Below are 15,855 nucleotides of genomic sequence, written 5' to 3'. Positions count from 1 at the left end.
GGTTTGGGTCGGGCCGCTGGCCCTTTCGGAACGAGGAACGTTCACGCCCACGCCCTTTCAAAACTCGCCTTTCGCAAATTTCCCGCCTTTTCCTCTAACTCCTTGCCACTCAACACAATTTTCTCCAAACTTTTTTGAGGCCATGGACACCCCATGTCCCACCCCCCATTTATATTATCTGCATGCTAAGTGAAAAGAGGCTGAACATACCCGGGGCGCGCCGGTCAAAGGATGGATTTGTCCCTCTGTGGCAACTGATGGCAACGAATAAGGCTTTGATGGGCAGTCAGTTGGGTGAAAAGGTTGAATACCATAAATTTCTGCATCAATATGCAACTTTGCGGGTAAAAAACCCACTTTTAGCTATTGGCAAATGGGGTGTTAACCTGAATATTTTATAGATTCTATATATGGCCGAGAACAAGAAAAACGTATACGACGAGAGTAAAATCAAGACGCTTTCCTCGCTCGAACACATCCGGTTGCGCACCGGCATGTACATCGGGCGCATCGGTGACGGCTCCCATCACGACGACGGTTGCTACGTCCTGCTCAAGGAAGTCATCGATAATACCATCGATGAATACATCATGGGCTACGGCAAGGAAGTCCAGATCAAGGTCGAGGGCAACAAGGTGAGCGTGCGCGACTTCGGCCGCGGCATCCCGCTGGGCAAGGTCATCGATTGCGTTTCCAAGATCAATACCGGCGCCAAGTATAACGACGACGTGTTTCAATTCAGCGTCGGCCTCAACGGCGTCGGCACCAAGGCCGTCAATGCACTCTCCAAGGATTTTTATGTCCGCAGCCATCGCGGCGGCGAATTTTCGGAAGCCTCGTTCAAGCAAGGCAAGTTGAAGGGTGAAAAGACTGGCAAGACCACGGAACCCGACGGCACGTTTATCGAGTTCGAGCCAGATCCGACGATTTTTAAGGAGAGCGAGTTTCGCGCCGAGTACATCGAAAAACGTCTCCGCCATTACAGTTACCTGAATACCGGCCTCAAGCTGCAGTTCAACGGCCAGACGTTTCAATCCAAAAACGGATTGCTCGATCTCGTCATGGAAGATCTCCGCGCCGACAACAGCGAGCCGATCTATCCCCCGCTCCATTTCGCGAACAAGACGCTGGAATTTTGCTTCACGCACAGCAACAGTCGTTATGGCGAAAGCTTTTTCTCCTTCGTCAACGGTCAATACACCTCCGACGGCGGCACGCACTTGAGCGCCTTCCGCGAAGGTTTGCTCAAGGCGGTCAACGAACATTCCAAGGGCAAATACGAAGGCGATGACGTGCGCGAATGCATGGTCGGCGCCGTCGCGATTCGCCTGAAGGACCCGTTATTCGAATCGCAAACCAAGAACAAACTGGGCAACACCGAAATCCGCACCGAGCTCGTGAACACGGTGCGCGAGGAATTACTCCACTTCTTCAATCGTAATCGCGAAGTCGCTGAGAAGATCATGGCGAAGGTGGAAGACACCCGCCAGCTCCGCAAGGAATTGCAGGATGTGAAGAAACTCGCCCGAGAGCGTGCGAAGGCGATAACGTTCCGTATCCCGCAGCTCAAGGATTGCAAGGTGCATTTCGACAAGGAAAAGGGCAAAGGCAAGGGCTCGATGGTCTTCCTCACAGAAGGTCAATCCGCCGCCGGTTCCATTGTGAGCTGTCGCGACGTCAATACCCAGGCCATCTTCGTGCTCAAGGGCAAGCCGCTCAACGTTTGGGATCTCAAGCGCGACATCGTTTACAAGAACGACGAAATGTACAATCTCATGCGCAGTCTCGACATCGAGGACAACCTCGAAGGTTTGCGTTACGAGAAGGTGATCCTCGCCACCGACGCCGACGTCGACGGCCTGCACATCCGCAATTTATTGATCACTTACTTTTTCCGGTTCTTTGATCAGTTGGTGCAGGACGGCCATCTCTACGTGCTCGAAACACCCCTCTTCCGCGTGCGCAACAAGGATAAAACCATTTACTGTTATTCCGAAGCGGAGCGCGATACCGCGTCGCAGGCGCTGGGCAAAAGTTGCGAGATCACCCGATTCAAAGGATTGGGAGAAATCTCGCCCGCCGAGTTCAAGCAATTCATCGGCAAGGAAATGCGCCTCAGCCAGGTCGAATACGCCGCCAAGCCGGACGCCTCGAACATCCTTTCGTTCTACATGGGCCGCAATACACCCGAGCGCAAGGATTACATCATGGAAAACCTCATCGTCCCTGTCGAAGACTAACCCCAGGATTTTGAAGTAATGAGCGAATCAAAAAAAGAGAAGAAAGAACAACCCGCCCAACCCGAACTCCCCACGAACGGGAATGGCGATGGTAAGGATAATGGCAATGGCAACGGCAAAGACCATGTCGTGGCCGAGACCGCGGCGACCGAAATCGCGGTGCGTCCCTTCGATATTAACAAAGTGGAAACCCCGCTCCACAAGCGGATGGATTTCAGCTTTCTCGAATACGCCTCCTACGTCATTCGTGACCGCGCCATTCCCAATCTCGCCGACGGTTTGAAGCCCGTGCAACGCCGCATCCTCTGGTCGCTGCATGAGAAGGACGACGGACGCTTCATCAAGGTCGCGACCATCTCCGGCCATTGCGCGCAGTATCATCCCCACGGTGAAGCTGCCATTGGTGACGCCCTGGTTGTCATTACGAACAAACGTTACTTGATCGAAGGCCAGGGTAACTTCGGCAACATCTACACCGGCGACCCCGCAGCCGCCCCGCGTTACATCGAATGCCGCCTGACCGAGCTCGCGCGCAACGAACTCTTCAACGACGAGCTGACCGAGTTCGTTCCCAGTTACGACGGTCGTAATAAGGAACCGGTCACACTTCCCTCCAAACTACCGACGCTCCTCATGCTCGGCACTGAAGGCATCGCGGTCGGCATGTCGTGCAAAATCTTGCCGCACAACTTCCCCGAATTGCTCGAAGCGCAAATCGCCATTCTCAAGAAGCAACCCTTCAAAGTCCTGCCCGATTTCCCGACGGGCGGTTTGATGGATGCCCGCGAATACGCCGACGGCAAGGGCAGCATCAAGGTGCGCGCCAAAATCAAAGCGAAGGACGAATCCACCGTTGTCATCAAGGAAATCCCGCCGATGACCACCACCGATTCATTGATCGGTTCCATCGAGGACGCCTCACGCAAGGGCAAGATCAAAATCAAGAGCATCAACGACTTCACCTCTGAAGAGGCCGAGATTGAAATCAAAGCGCCCTCCGGCGTCAGCGCCGACCAGTTGATCGACGCGCTCTACGCCTTCACCGATTGCGAGATGTCCATCTCCAGCCGCATTATTGTCATCCGCAATAATCGCCCCGTGGAAATGACCGTCTCCGAAGTGTTGCGCGAAAACACCGCCCAACTCGTCGACACCTTGAAGCGCGAACTGGAGCTGAAGGAAAAGAAACTTCAGGAAGAACTCCACTTCAAAACCCTCGTCCGCATCTTCATTGAAAATCGCATCTACAAAAAGATCGAGCAGTGTAAGACGAACGAAGCCGTTTATGAAGCGGTCTATGATGGCTTCAAACCTTTCCGCAAGGAAATGATTCGCGACCTCGTTGACACCGATGTGGAAATGCTCCTCGGCGTTCGCATCCGCCGCATTTCACTCTTCGATATCAACAAGCACCGCGAAGAGATCGATAAGATCAAAGCCGACCTCAGCGAAACCGCGAAGCACCTCAAGAACCTCACCAAGTACGCCATTGGCCGTCTCGAAGCGTTGCTGGAAAAGTACGGTCCCATTTATCCTCGCCTCACCAAGAGCAGCCGTTACGACGAAGTCGAGGCCAAGGATGTCGCCTTCAAAGCCTTCAAGGTTGCCTACGATCGCGAATCCGGTTACGTCGGCCACAAGGTCTCCGGTGAAGAGTTCCGCGTCGATTGCACCAAGTTCGACAAGCTCCTCCTCATCTTCCGCGACGGCCATTACAAGGTCACCGAATTGCAGGAGAAATTGTTTGTGGGCCCGGACGTGGTGTATTGCGGCATTCCCGATCGCGACCGCATCTTCACCCTGGCCTATACCAATCGCGAGGCGACTTATCTCAAGCGCTTCACGTTTGGCGGCATCATCATGAACAAGGAATACTTCTGCATTCCTGAGAAATCGAAAATCCTGTTTTTCGAACCTGACACCCCGGCGCAGATTTACATCAAATACAAACCCGCCGCGTACCAAAAAGTCGCCCAACAAACCGCCAACCCTGCCGATGTTGCAGTGAAGGGCGCGAAGACCCGTGGCAACCAAATCTCCATCAAGGACGTTTCGGCCATCAATAGCAAACCTCCGCGCGGCTGGGACGAAAGCGCACCAACCACCAAGTTGAGTTTCGCTTAATAGAAACAGTAAATTTGAAGTCACACTCCAGCGGGAATAAACGACCCGCTGGATTTTTTTACACCACTCGCGCCGAAGAAACTCCCAACGCCAGCCGCTCCGCCAATCGCTGCAACGCTGGCGACCGATCCGCCGGATCCAACTGCACGTCCAAAAGGCAAAAGGTGTGCTCACATTTCTTCGCTTCCTCCAGCGCTTTGTCCAACTCCCCTTCCGTCTTCACGAGAAAACCTTTCCCCGCTCCCAGCACCTCCGGCAACTTGCTGTAGTGCCACAGCAACACATCATTGTAAGCCCCGTCCTGCATATGCCGCTCCGTGCCATAACCAAAGTTGTTCAACAGGATCACAATCGGATTCAGGCCGTACCGCGCCGCGGTAGACAACTCCATGCCCGTCATTTGAAATGCTCCATCGCCCACCAACACCAGGGGCCGCAACTTCCGATTCGCCATCTGCGCTCCAATGCCCGCCGGCACCGCAAATCCCATCGATGCATAATATGCCGGCGCCAAAAACTCCGTGCGATGCCGTATGAACAAATCCGTCGCCCCAAACAACGCGTCCCCCACGTCTGCAACCACCATCATGTTCTCCCCCAGAAAATCATTGATCCGCTGATACAATCTTTTGACCGTCACCGGCGTGTTCCCTGCCTTCGCGCGGAACGATCCAATCGGCGGCGGCGTGGGAATTTTTCCAAGCTTCCTCCGGCGCAACCGCAACTTCAACAATCCCCGCATGAAATCCTTGAACCGCACATTCTCATACGTGTGGTAACGAATCGAAAGCTTCTCGCTGTTCGCATAGATCGTTCGCATCGGATCCAGCTGCGCCGTGTAAATTCCCAAATTGATGTCCGTCAAGAACGCCCCCAACATCACCACGCAATCACTCCCCTCCACATACCGCCGCACATCATCCCGCCCCAACGCCCCCTCATAAACGCCAAGATAAAATGAATGCTGTTCTCCAATCACCGATTTTCCCAGCACCGTTGTCGCCACCGGAATGTTTGTCTTGTGCACCAGCTTCATCAATACGTCCTGCAATCCAAACCGATGCACCTCCACATCCGCCAGCCACACCGGCTTCTTCGCCTTGTTGATCATCGCCTCCGCCTCTGCCAGCGCCGCCCGCAATGTCTCGGTGTCGCTCTGTTCATGAATCTCCTCCGGTCGATAATATTGAATGCCCGTCTTGAACACCATGTCGCGTGGCAGCTCGATATATACCGGCCGCTTGTACCGCAACGCTGCGTGCAACACCCGGTCAATTTCCTGGAACGCTGTCTGCGCGTCGCTCAACACCGTCGAGGCCACGGTGATCTGCTCAAACACTTTCTTCTGCGTATCAAATTCCTTGACCTTGTGATGCAACAATGGATTTTTCTCCCGCTCATTCATCCCCGGCGCGCCGCTGATCACCACCACTGGAGATTTTTCCGCATAAGCTCCCGCCGTCGCATTCGCCACTTTCAATCCACCCACGCAATAGGTGATGCACACCGCCCCCAACCCCCGCATCCGCGCATACGCATCCGCCGCAAAGCCCGCCCCCTGTTCATCACAGGTGTTGACCATCGTAACCAGCTTGCTCTTCGCCAGTTGGTCATAAAATCCCAACACATAATCTCCCGGTATGCCGAAGACATGGCCGACCCCATGCGCATGCAGTTGCTCGATGAGATACTCCCCTATGGAAATCGCCTTTTTCATAATGGCAGTCCTTCGCCTGCAATATGCCATGGATAAACCTTTCTGGAAATTCTTTTGACATGGACGGCACCCCTTCTACATTGCTTGTACGGCAGCACCTACCGCCCGCACTCCTCAAACACGATGCGCCGGTTCCAAAGCGCCGATTTGGTTTTGTCTGATTTATATCATGATTACTGAAGAGCAAATTAAAGAGGCACTCAAAGCCGTGAAATATCCCGGCTACAGCCGCGATATCGTTTCGTTCGGTCTGGTGAAACAAGTCAACATCAGCAACGGCTCCGTCAACGTCTCGATGCAACTCGCCTCGGGCACACCCGAGGTCGCTCAACAGATCAAAACCGAAAGCGAACGCGTTTTAAAATCCCTTCCCGGCATCACCGCCGCGCAGGTGCATTTGCAGGCCCCCACCGGCGCACCGGCAGTCGCCGCTCAAAATCCCTGGCAAAACCAAAATAAAATTCCCGGCATCAAGCGCATCGTCGCTGTCGCCAGCGGTAAAGGCGGTGTTGGCAAGTCCACCACCTCAGTCAACCTTGCCTGCGCCCTTCAACATCTCGGCGCCAAGGTAGGCTTGCTCGACTGCGATATCTATGGGCCCAGTATTCCCCTCATGATGGGCATTCACCGCAAGCCGACTGTCACGGAGGACGAAACCATGATGATCCCTCCCGTCGCCCACGGAGTGAAAGTCATGAGCATGGGCCTTTTGATCGAGGGGGATAGCCCCGTAATTTGGCGCGGCCCCATGATCATGAAAACGATCCAGCAATTCATCACCTCGGTTGCCTGGGGCGAACTGGACTACATGATTGTCGATCTCCCCCCCGGCACTGGCGATGCCCAGCTTTCCCTTTGCCAAACCGTTCCTTTGGATGGTGGCGTGATCGTTACCACCCCCCAGGAAGCCTCATTGGGCGTTGTCCGTAAAGGCATCGCCATGTTCGAAAAGGTAAACGTCCCCATTTTGGGAATTGTCGAGAATATGAGTTACTTCACCACCCCAAACGGCGAGCGGGTTGAAATATTCGGTCACGGTGGCGGCAAATCTGAAGCCGAGCGTCAAAAGGTGACATTTCTAGGCGAGATACCCATCTTTACCGAAATCCGCATTGCAGGTGATTCAGGCGTGCCAATCGTTGTATCCGCCCCCGAAAAGCCTGCTGCCAAGGCCTTCCTTCAAGTGGCTGACCACCTGCGCGCTAAACTTGGCTAGTCGTGTAGCCTATTTTGGCTACTTGCCAAATCAGAGTCCACACTACATTTTGATGTAAGTAGATTGGCGCACACCCCGAGAGAAATAAGGTTGTTTTCTCGGAAACTATGTTACATAGTCGTGACAAATCGACTTTGCAAGTATGTCTAACGACACAAAAGACATTCCTACTGGTAGTGATTTGCTGAAGAATTCTTCGCTCTATCGCGAGTTCCAGGCAGAGCGCGAGGAGATTCTTAAGCATAAATGGATCGAATCAGAAAAAGCCGGCAAGGATATTGGTTTTGAACGGGCTCTGACTGATTGGATTGTAAAGCACCGATCCAAATGGCGTAGGAGTCGGCATTCTCCAGGTAAGACCGATATCTGAGAATCTCTGGTCCTTTAAAGCAATCCTGCGAGGTTGCGAAGGTTGCCAATGAACAAATGTAATTTAAATTTCCCCGCGAACCGGCACTTCACCGGCTCACTTTTTTTATGTCCGATTCGACCCTGATCCTGAACACCTCCGCCCTCCAACGCGCCCTCACCCGCATCGCGCACGAAATCGCGGAGCGCAACGAAACCAGCAAAGATGTCGTCATCATCGGCATCCAGCGTGGCGGAGTCCAACTGGCGCACCGCCTCAGCACCATCCTCGCTGGCATCTGGAATCATCCCGTTTCCACTGGCAGCCTGGACGTCAGCATGCACCGTGACGACCTGGATCGCCACATCACACCCAACATCCAACCCACCGTCATCCCTTTCGACATCACCGCCAAAACCGTCGTGTTGGTCGACAATGTTCTGTTCAGCGGCCGCACGATCCGCGCCGCCATGGATGCCCTCAATGATTTCGGACGTCCCCAGCGCATCCAACTTGCTGTGCTCATCGATCGCGGCCATCGTGAACTGCCCATCAAGGCCGATTTCGTCGGCAAGAATGTCCCCACCTCGCTTAACGAAAACGTGAAGGTGCAACTCAGTGAAACCGGCGGCGAAGATGCCGTTTACCTTCAGAAAAAATGAGCTGGAATCGCAAACACCTGTTGGACATAGAATCCCTCAGCCCCGAGGAGATTAACACCGTTCTCGACACTGCCCGCGCTTTCAAGGCGGTCGGCGAACGCGCCATCAAAAAAGTCCCGGCGCTACGCGGAAAAACCGTCATCAACTTGTTCATCGAACCTTCCACCCGCACCCGCATCAGCTTCGAACTGGCAGCGCAACGCCTGACCGCGGACATCATCAATTTCACCGCCGAAGCCTCCTCTCTCAAAAAAGGCGAGACGCTCAAGGACACCGCTCGCAATCTCGAAGCACTTAACGCGGACATCATCATCATTCGTCACAGCGCCACCGGCGCAGCGCATTTCCTATCGCGATTCCTAAACGCCTCCGTCATCAATGCCGGCGATGGTGCCCACGAACATCCCACCCAGGCGCTGCTGGATACTTACACCATTCGCGAGCGCAAAGGCAAAATTGCCGGCCTCAAAGTCACGATTCTTGGCGACATCCTGTACAGCCGCGTAGCCCGCTCCAACATCTGGGCGTTGTTGAAACTGGGTGCTCACGTCACTCTGTGCGGCCCTTCCACCCTGGTTCCCAAGGTATTCGAGAAGATGGGTTGTCGCGTCACTCACAATGTTGAGGAAGCCATCGCCGATGCCGACATCATTAATCTCCTGCGCATCCAGCACGAACGTCAGCGCAAATCCATGTTTCCCAGCCTGGGCGAATACACCAGCTTGTTTGGCTTGAACAAAAAACGCCTCGCCATCACCAAACCCGACGCCCTCATCATGCACCCGGGCCCCATTAATCGTGGCGTGGAAATCGACAGCGAGATTGCCGATTGCGGCCGCTCCGTCATCCTCGAACAAGTCACCAACGGCCTCGCCGTCCGCATGGCCGTCCTCTTCCTCATTAACGGCGGCAAAGGCCCCCAGGAAGTCGGCTGATTTAAAATCATTCCTCATTAAAAGGGCGATTTTCGTGAGTGGCTCCGTTTTTTCTTCTTCGACCACTTCAGATCCGTCTTCGCCCCTTTCCTAAGGGCTGAAAGCCCGCCCACGTTATAGCCCGGGGTGAAGCGCGCAAAGCAGCGCTGAGCCCCGGGTTAATGTCCTCTTAAAAATCTTCGGACCCATAACGCCAGCCTGCACTTGCGAGTTCAACCGAAGGATTCAATCACGCCAAATTCCTCGCGAACCTATCGCGCTCAGCTCTCTCACTGATTGAAAGCTCAAAAACACAATTTGTAATTCTTGGCATCCCCACACATCCGCACCTTTTCTGCGTGCAACGTGCGACACCTCGCCACTCACGTTTTGTGCGCCAAAATGTCATGGAATTTACCTGCCCCCAATCCTCACCACCACCGCGGACGTCTTCTCCACCCCTACCCTCCATTCACCCGCTTTAGCTGACTTTACCCTCACCCACTTCCCACGCCACGGGCCATCGTTTGTTATCAACTTACCCCCGAGCATCACATCCGTTTTCGCCGCAGCATCACCGCCCGGTGCAGTCAGGAACATCGCCTCGGCGCGCCCGCTCATTCCATCCGCCCGAATCGTCACCTCTGCCCCGCGCGCACCAGCGCCGTGATCCTTGTTGATGATGGTCACAAAAAGATTCCCACCATCACGCACCGCATAAGCCGTCAGATTAACCCCGTCCGGATTGGAGATCGAAATCGGTTGAACCCGGCCGTGCCCGCCAAGATTAAACACCGCAAGCCCATATGCCTTCGGATTGATCGTCACACGCCCCTGAGCATCCAAAGTGAGAGCTCCATTCACCGCCCATTGCGTGTTGTGAAAATCAACACCTTTGGCATCATGCGCCGCCCACCAATGAAGAAAATCCAGCGCCCACAAGGCTCCCGCGAAGGTGTCGCTTCCACCCGGTACCCCGCCGGTATAATGATCGTTCGCCTCGGTGAATCGAAACGGCAACCCGTTCGACAAAACGACCGCTGTCACCTTGTCGTAGATCGTTTGGTTGGCCTTAATCCAATCGGGCGACAGCATCGTCTCGATTCCCTCTGCGGGACTCAGGCCCCGCCCCGCTCCGCCAACATAAAAATGCTCCACAACAGCACTGATCAGGCCCGAATTCTTTTCCGCATCGGCAAAATCGATCGTCCAGTGAACGTTGCCGCTGCTTGCATCCGGTCCGGCGAACTTCGCCTCGGGCACAGCATTGCTAATGGCAGAAGCAAATTTCTCCCATCGACCAATGTAAGTCGTAAAATTGGTAATGGCCCAATCCTGATTGTAAACGCGCCGGAGGTCGGGCTCATTGCCAAGCGCAAAGCAGTCGAGGTTCGACCGATAATGGCTCCAGATATATTTGGCAAGGACAGCGTTGGTTTCGGCATAATGCATTGCGGGATCGGGTTCCAGCAGGCGCAAGGAATAGATCACCTTTTTCACACGGGCAGCGCGGACAAAAGCAAACAGGTTGTCGATGTCCGTTTCGCCAGGGATTGGCGTGGTGACAGGTGATTCGACCGTCGTTCCTCCCACACGCAAATGGGTAATACCAACGTTCTGGAAGAGGGTAATGAGGGACGTGTTGGTGGCGCTGAAAAAATGTGTACCGCCTTCCTTGGGCAAAAGAGCCTTCATCCCAAAACTCAACCCGACGAAATCATCCGGAATGGTTGCGCCGGATGTCTCCGTTCCAATCGTCAGGTCAATCGGCGACTGCGCCACTGCCGCCCCGCCCCAAAGACCAACGACACAAATCAATCTTATCAATCCTGAAATCAGTTTCATTTAATTAACAATGCCTCCGGCTGCCACGATCCGTGTTTGCGCATCCACGCCGGCGGTAACGAATGCGCCCTCTTCCATCCTCGCCTCTGGCGCAAACTGAAAAGGGCTGAAAGCCCGCCCCCGTTATAGCTCGGGGTGAAGCGCAGAATGCGCTAAGCCCCGGGTTAAACGTCTTCTTTAAAACCTTCGGCCTCATAACGCCAACCACTCCCCCCAGCCCAACCGAAGGATTCAATCGCACCAATATTTTCCCCCACTTCCCCCCAATTCCCAAGGGCTGAAAGCCCGCCGCGTTATAGATGATATGGGTATTGGCGGGTGAGCGAAACAGCGCTACACCAATGGTTATATGAAAAAACAAACCAACACCAATACCCACCCCACAACCTCAACACAAAACGCTCCCAAAGCCAAGAGCATCAAGCTGGGCATCGATGTGCACGCCGACAGTTATCGCGTGGTCCGGCAGGTCGATCACGCCACGCCCCAGCCGGCCCAGAAATTCACGCCCCAGGATTTTCTGGTCTGGGTGAAGAAACAACTCTCCCTCGCTGAAAAGGTTTACACCTGTTACGAGGCTGGTCCCTTTGGCTACGGTCTCCACCGAAAACTTGCCGAGCTGGGCATCACCAACTACGTCATCTGCCCCCAGAACTGGGACGAGCGGGGCAAGGGAGTCAAAACCGACAAGACCGATGCCCTCGCTCTGGCCCAGCGGCTATCCAGCTACGTGCAGGGCAACGAGCGATCTCTGGCCATCGTGCGCGTACCCACGCCGGAGGAGGAACTGGCCCGGGCGGAAAGCCGTCAGCGCGAACAGCTCCAGGCGCACAAACTGCGCCTGGAGGCTCAGGGCCGCAGTCTCCTGCTTTATCACGGGGTGCGCATCAAAGGCCGTTGGTGGCTGGCCAGCCATTGGGAGAAGTTGTGTTTGCAGATCTCGCCACGTCTGCAACAACTCCTCTCCACCTTAAGGGAATTGGTCCTGGCTGTGCAGGACCACCTTAAGAGCGCCACACGGGATTTAAAGGAGAAGGCCACGCCGCAACCTTATGGCTTGGGAGCCCTGACCAGCCAGGTGATTAAAAGGGAGATCCTCTCCTGGGACCGGTTCAAGAACCGCCGCCAGGTGGCCAGCTACACGGGCCTTTGTCCCGGAGTGCATGCCAGCGGCGAGCGTCACCGCCATGGCCCCATTACCCGGCACGGCAATAAACGCCTGCGCACCGCCTTGATTGAAATGGCCTGGCGGCTCCTGCGCTTTCAATCCAAGTACCGACCCATTGAAAGGCGGCGTGTTCTCCTGACCAGCACCAAGGCGGGCGGCGGCGCCAAGCAAAAGGCCATCGTCGCCATCGGACGCCAGCTGGCCATCGACTTGTGGCGCCTTGGCACCGGCCGCACCACCCCCGAAAAGCTGGGGCTGAGAATGGCGGCCTAAAACCGGAGGCTCCCCATCAACCAAACTGGAAATAATTTTGGAGCGGTGCGCGCCCGGCCCCAGGCATGGGTCAGCTGGACTGAACCCGATTTATAGATGGGGCGTGCTTCGTTCCTCTTCACCGACTTGAGAATGTCAACTGGCACTGAACTCCTTAAAAACGGACTCACGTGCGAATAGCAGACTGAACCGGTGACACCAACCGTTCACATGGAAGAGGAAACGCCAGCCAAAAAAAACCAAAAGAAAGACCTCCTTTAGAGAAAAGAAAAAACACAAAAAAACTTCACTCGCTTGACATACCTCATAGCAGCCTGGGGTGAAGCGCTCCGAGCGCTGAGCCCCAAGTAATCAGTTTCCTAAAAACCTTCGGCCCCACAACGCTGGCCTGCTCCTCCCAGCCCAACCGAAGGATTCAATAGCGCCAAAATCCTCGCGCACCAATCGCACTCATCCTCTCCCCGATTGAAAGCTCAAAAACACAATTTGTAATCCTTTGCCTCTTGATATATGCCACCTTATGCTTGCAACGCGCAACAACCTTCCGCTAACGATCCCTTCTTCCATCCTCGCCTTCGGTGCAAACTCAAAAGGACTGAAAGCCCGCCGACCGGGCAGGCCCACGTTGCAGCAAAAAAATGGAAGGATTGTCGCCCGTCCCTTGCAAAATTTTCTCTAGCCCTCCGCTTTTTAAGAAGCTATCCTTTTTACGCCTGAGGTTAGGGATTTTCTAGCTGGGCAGTTGAATAAATAAACTGCGGGCATGTCGAAATGATTGCGTTCTCTGGGAATTAACGAAAAAATATCAGAAAGAACATGCAGCTACTTGCCAAGCTCAGCTCCACCACACTTTTCCTCCAGGAACTCGTCAACGCGCCGCGACAGGTCGGCGCCATCCTGCCCAGCTCAAAAAATCTCGCTGCTGCCATGGCCCGCTGGCTCCCGGAAGACTCGAACACTTTCGCCCTCGAATTGGGCCCCGGCACCGGCGTCGTCACCCAGGCCCTGATCGAGCGTGGACTGCCCGAGGACAGGTTGATCGCCATCGAGCGCTCTCCCAAAATGGCCGACCACCTCCGCAGCCGTTTCCCGCGTGCAAAGATTATCACGGGCGATGCCTTCCAACTGGATAAACTCCTTAAAAAATATTCCCGTCACGCCACTCAAATCGGCGTCGTCTTCTCCAGTCTGCCCCTGCTGAATTTCAAGCCCGCCATTGCGGACGACCTCGCAAAAAAAATCCGGGCCACACTGGCCCCCAATGGCAAACTCGTCCAATACAGTTATCATCTGGGAAACAAACAACCCAAAGCCGCCGCCCATTTCAGCTACGTTGCCTCAGACCTCATCTGGGCCAATCTCCCCCCCGCCCGCGTCAGCGTTTACCAAAAGTAACCAGGCCGCTATCCCCTGGCGCACTAAGCGAAGATAAGAAAGCTTTGGCAAAAAAGACCGGCCAATTGCTGCAAATCTGACTGAATCGTACACGACCGCTGTAGACACCTCTGCTCCAAAGGCCCAACGGGCCGGCCTTACCTTAGCCCAGGTCGGAGCCGCAGGCGAAGGCCTGGGAACAAGCCCACAAAAAGATCCCCGCTTCGGCCCGCGATGTTAAACACCTCGAGGCAGACGACCGAAGCGGAATCTACCGGCGTAACGCCACGCACCACCATCACCTTACTCTTGGCAATATTTTCCTCACCGCCCATTACTTAAACATCAATCGACAGATGATCACCGACGCGATGATGCTCACCGTATCCGCCACCAGACCCGCCGGCACCGCATGACGAGACCGCTTGATCCCAGTTGCCCCGAAATAAACCGCCAGCACATAAAAAGTCGTCTCCGTACTGCCGTAAATGGTTCCGGCCATCCTGCTTAAAATGTGATCCGCGCCATTCTGTGTCACCAGGTCTGTAAATATTCCCAAGGTTCCACTTCCACTCAACGGTCTCACCAGTGCCATCGGCAACAATTCCGGCGGAAAGCGCACCAAATTCATCGCCGGTGCCAGCAACTTGGTCAGCATGTCAATCCCACCCGCCCCACGGAACATCCCAATCGCCACCAATATCGCCACCAGGTTTGGAATGATCTTGATGATCACCTGAAAACCTTCCTTCGCACCCTCCACAAACTCTTCATATACCTTGATTCTCCGCACAAATGCATATAGCGGGAAAAAGGAAAGCAATATTGGAATGGAAAGCAATGACAGCGTCTTCACCGCACTAATCAGGTGATTGTCCTTCTGCAAATCTTCAGGCACCGGTTTGCCAAACACTTCCGGAAACCACAAGGACACAAAAAGCCAAAGGAAGAAAAGTGCATAGCCGACAAGGACCAAAATTCCCCACCATTGCAATGGCTGGATGGTGATCGCTTCCTCCTTCGTCGCCTCCGTGGCGACTTGCTCCGCCTTCTTTTTTCTATCTTCCTCGGTAATGGGTGGCAACCGGAACATTGGCAACTTCTCCAGTATCTTCACCATAATGATTGCCGAAATCGCGGCGCAAACAGTGGCCAGAAAAGATGAGCCAATGATGGAAGAAGGATCCTTGGATTTGTTTACTGCCAAAATGGCGACTGCCGTCACCGGGATCAATTGAATGGAACTCGTATTGATCGCCAGGAAGGTGCACATGGCATTTGTCGCCGTGCCCGGTCGCGGATTCAACGAATCCAAATCCTTCATCGCTCGAATTCCCAATGGCGTCGCCGCGTTGGAAAGCCCCAACATATTTGCCGCCATGTTCATCACCATCGATCCCATGGCCGGGTGCTCCGGTGGAACATCGGGAAACAACCGCACCATCAGTGGCCGCAGCAGCCGCGCGAGGATTTGAACCATACCCGACTTTTCCGCCAGCCGCATAATCCCCAGCCACAGCGCCATGATCCCGATCAGCGGCAACGAAATATCCATCACCGCCGTCTTCGCCATGTTGAATGCCCCGTCCGAAACCTCCTTCATATGGCCCGTCACGCCGCCGATCACTACGGCGAAAACCAGCAATCCAAGCCATATATAGTTGAGCATCGACCCGACCCTACACTTTCCCCAAAGAAATGCGCGAGTAAAATTTGTGCTGTCTGCCCTGCCTTGCCTGCTTCTCCTCAACATCCGACTCTCATCCCTCGAGCCATTGATCCTTTGCCCTTCGCCATCAATTTCAGTGTACCCTCTATGCCATTTCCCAAGCTTCCTCAGGGCTGAAAGCCTGTCATGTTAAAGCCCGGGGTGAAGCGCGGAACGTGCTGAGCCCCGGGTAACCATCCCCTTTTCAACCCAACTGACTGCCGAAGGCGCGAGCCCAAGCGAGCATCTCCCCCACCCTTAACCC

General features: G+C 54.6%; 12 protein-coding genes. 9 read left to right on the top strand and 3 right to left on the bottom strand.

Going from position 1 to position 15,855, the window contains the following annotated elements:
* Positions 1–182 precede the first annotated feature (182 nt).
* From CFLAV_RS34830 to CFLAV_RS08540, 3 genes are read left to right on the top strand one after another with little or no spacing between them, the layout of a single operon-like run.
* Entirely contained in the window at positions 183–401 is a 219-nt protein-coding gene (locus tag CFLAV_RS34830) for a hypothetical protein (RefSeq protein ID WP_007414287.1), read from the top strand.
* A gap of 9 nt (positions 402–410) precedes the next feature.
* Entirely contained in the window at positions 411–2,240 is a 1,830-nt protein-coding gene (locus tag CFLAV_RS08545; protein ID WP_007414286.1) for a toprim domain-containing protein, read from the top strand.
* Positions 2,241–2,258: 18 nt separating this feature from the next.
* Positions 2,259–4,364 carry a DNA topoisomerase IV subunit A gene (locus CFLAV_RS08540; RefSeq protein ID WP_007414285.1) on the top strand — a complete coding sequence of 702 codons (2,106 nt, stop codon included), beginning with the start codon at positions 2,259–2,261 and terminating at the stop codon, positions 4,362–4,364.
* A 58-nt stretch (positions 4,365–4,422) separates the two neighbouring features.
* Here the strand turns inward: CFLAV_RS08540 and CFLAV_RS08535 are convergent, their stop codons facing one another.
* Positions 4,423–6,081, bottom strand: coding sequence for an alpha-keto acid decarboxylase family protein (locus CFLAV_RS08535; RefSeq protein WP_007414284.1), 1,659 nt, complete (start codon positions 6,079–6,081; stop codon positions 4,423–4,425).
* Positions 6,082–6,250: 169 nt separating this feature from the next.
* On the opposite strand from CFLAV_RS08535, the gene CFLAV_RS08530 reads away from it, so the two are divergent.
* From CFLAV_RS08530 to CFLAV_RS08515, 4 genes are all read left to right on the top strand, one after another.
* A complete protein-coding gene (locus tag CFLAV_RS08530) occupies positions 6,251–7,297 on the top strand; it encodes an Mrp/NBP35 family ATP-binding protein (RefSeq protein WP_007414283.1) in 1,047 nt (348 codons plus the stop codon).
* 142 nt (positions 7,298–7,439) lie between these two features.
* Complete coding sequence (locus tag CFLAV_RS08525) at positions 7,440–7,667, top strand: DUF4032 domain-containing protein (RefSeq protein ID WP_007414282.1); 228 nt, start codon at positions 7,440–7,442, stop codon at positions 7,665–7,667.
* 107 nt (positions 7,668–7,774) lie between these two features.
* Positions 7,775–8,308: a bifunctional pyr operon transcriptional regulator/uracil phosphoribosyltransferase PyrR gene (gene pyrR / locus CFLAV_RS08520; RefSeq protein WP_007414281.1), complete on the top strand. Its 534-nt coding sequence runs from the start codon at positions 7,775–7,777 to the stop codon at positions 8,306–8,308.
* Entirely contained in the window at positions 8,305–9,243 is a 939-nt protein-coding gene (locus CFLAV_RS08515; protein WP_007414280.1) for an aspartate carbamoyltransferase catalytic subunit, read from the top strand. Before pyrR ends, CFLAV_RS08515 begins: the two co-directional genes overlap by 4 nt.
* Before the next feature lie 393 nt (positions 9,244–9,636).
* Here the strand turns inward: CFLAV_RS08515 and CFLAV_RS08510 are convergent, their stop codons facing one another.
* Positions 9,637–11,067: a hypothetical protein gene (locus CFLAV_RS08510; RefSeq protein WP_007414279.1), complete on the bottom strand. Its 1,431-nt coding sequence runs from the start codon at positions 11,065–11,067 to the stop codon at positions 9,637–9,639.
* Between the two features lie 349 nt (positions 11,068–11,416).
* On the opposite strand from CFLAV_RS08510, the gene CFLAV_RS08505 reads away from it, so the two are divergent.
* Together CFLAV_RS08505 and CFLAV_RS08500 are read left to right on the top strand one after the other, a co-directional pair.
* The gene (locus CFLAV_RS08505) at positions 11,417–12,508 is read left to right on the top strand and encodes an IS110 family RNA-guided transposase (protein WP_007414278.1); all 1,092 of its coding nucleotides are present in this window, start codon (positions 11,417–11,419) and stop codon (positions 12,506–12,508) included.
* Positions 12,509–13,324: 816 nt separating this feature from the next.
* Positions 13,325–13,903 carry a class I SAM-dependent methyltransferase gene (locus CFLAV_RS08500; RefSeq protein ID WP_007414277.1) on the top strand — a complete coding sequence of 193 codons (579 nt, stop codon included), beginning with the start codon at positions 13,325–13,327 and terminating at the stop codon, positions 13,901–13,903.
* Between the two features lie 313 nt (positions 13,904–14,216).
* On the opposite strand, the gene CFLAV_RS08495 is transcribed toward CFLAV_RS08500, so the two are convergent.
* Positions 14,217–15,551 (bottom strand): nucleoside recognition domain-containing protein, encoded by a 1,335-nt coding sequence (locus CFLAV_RS08495; protein WP_007414275.1) that lies wholly within the window; start codon positions 15,549–15,551, stop codon positions 14,217–14,219.
* Positions 15,552–15,855 lie beyond the last annotated feature (304 nt).

Origin of the sequence: Pedosphaera parvula Ellin514 (genome assembly GCF_000172555.1) — a bacterium.
GTDB lineage: Bacteria > Verrucomicrobiota > Verrucomicrobiia > Limisphaerales > Pedosphaeraceae > Pedosphaera.
The sequence above is the reverse complement of the archived record's forward strand: the minus strand, read 5'-3'. Positions and strand labels throughout refer to the sequence as shown.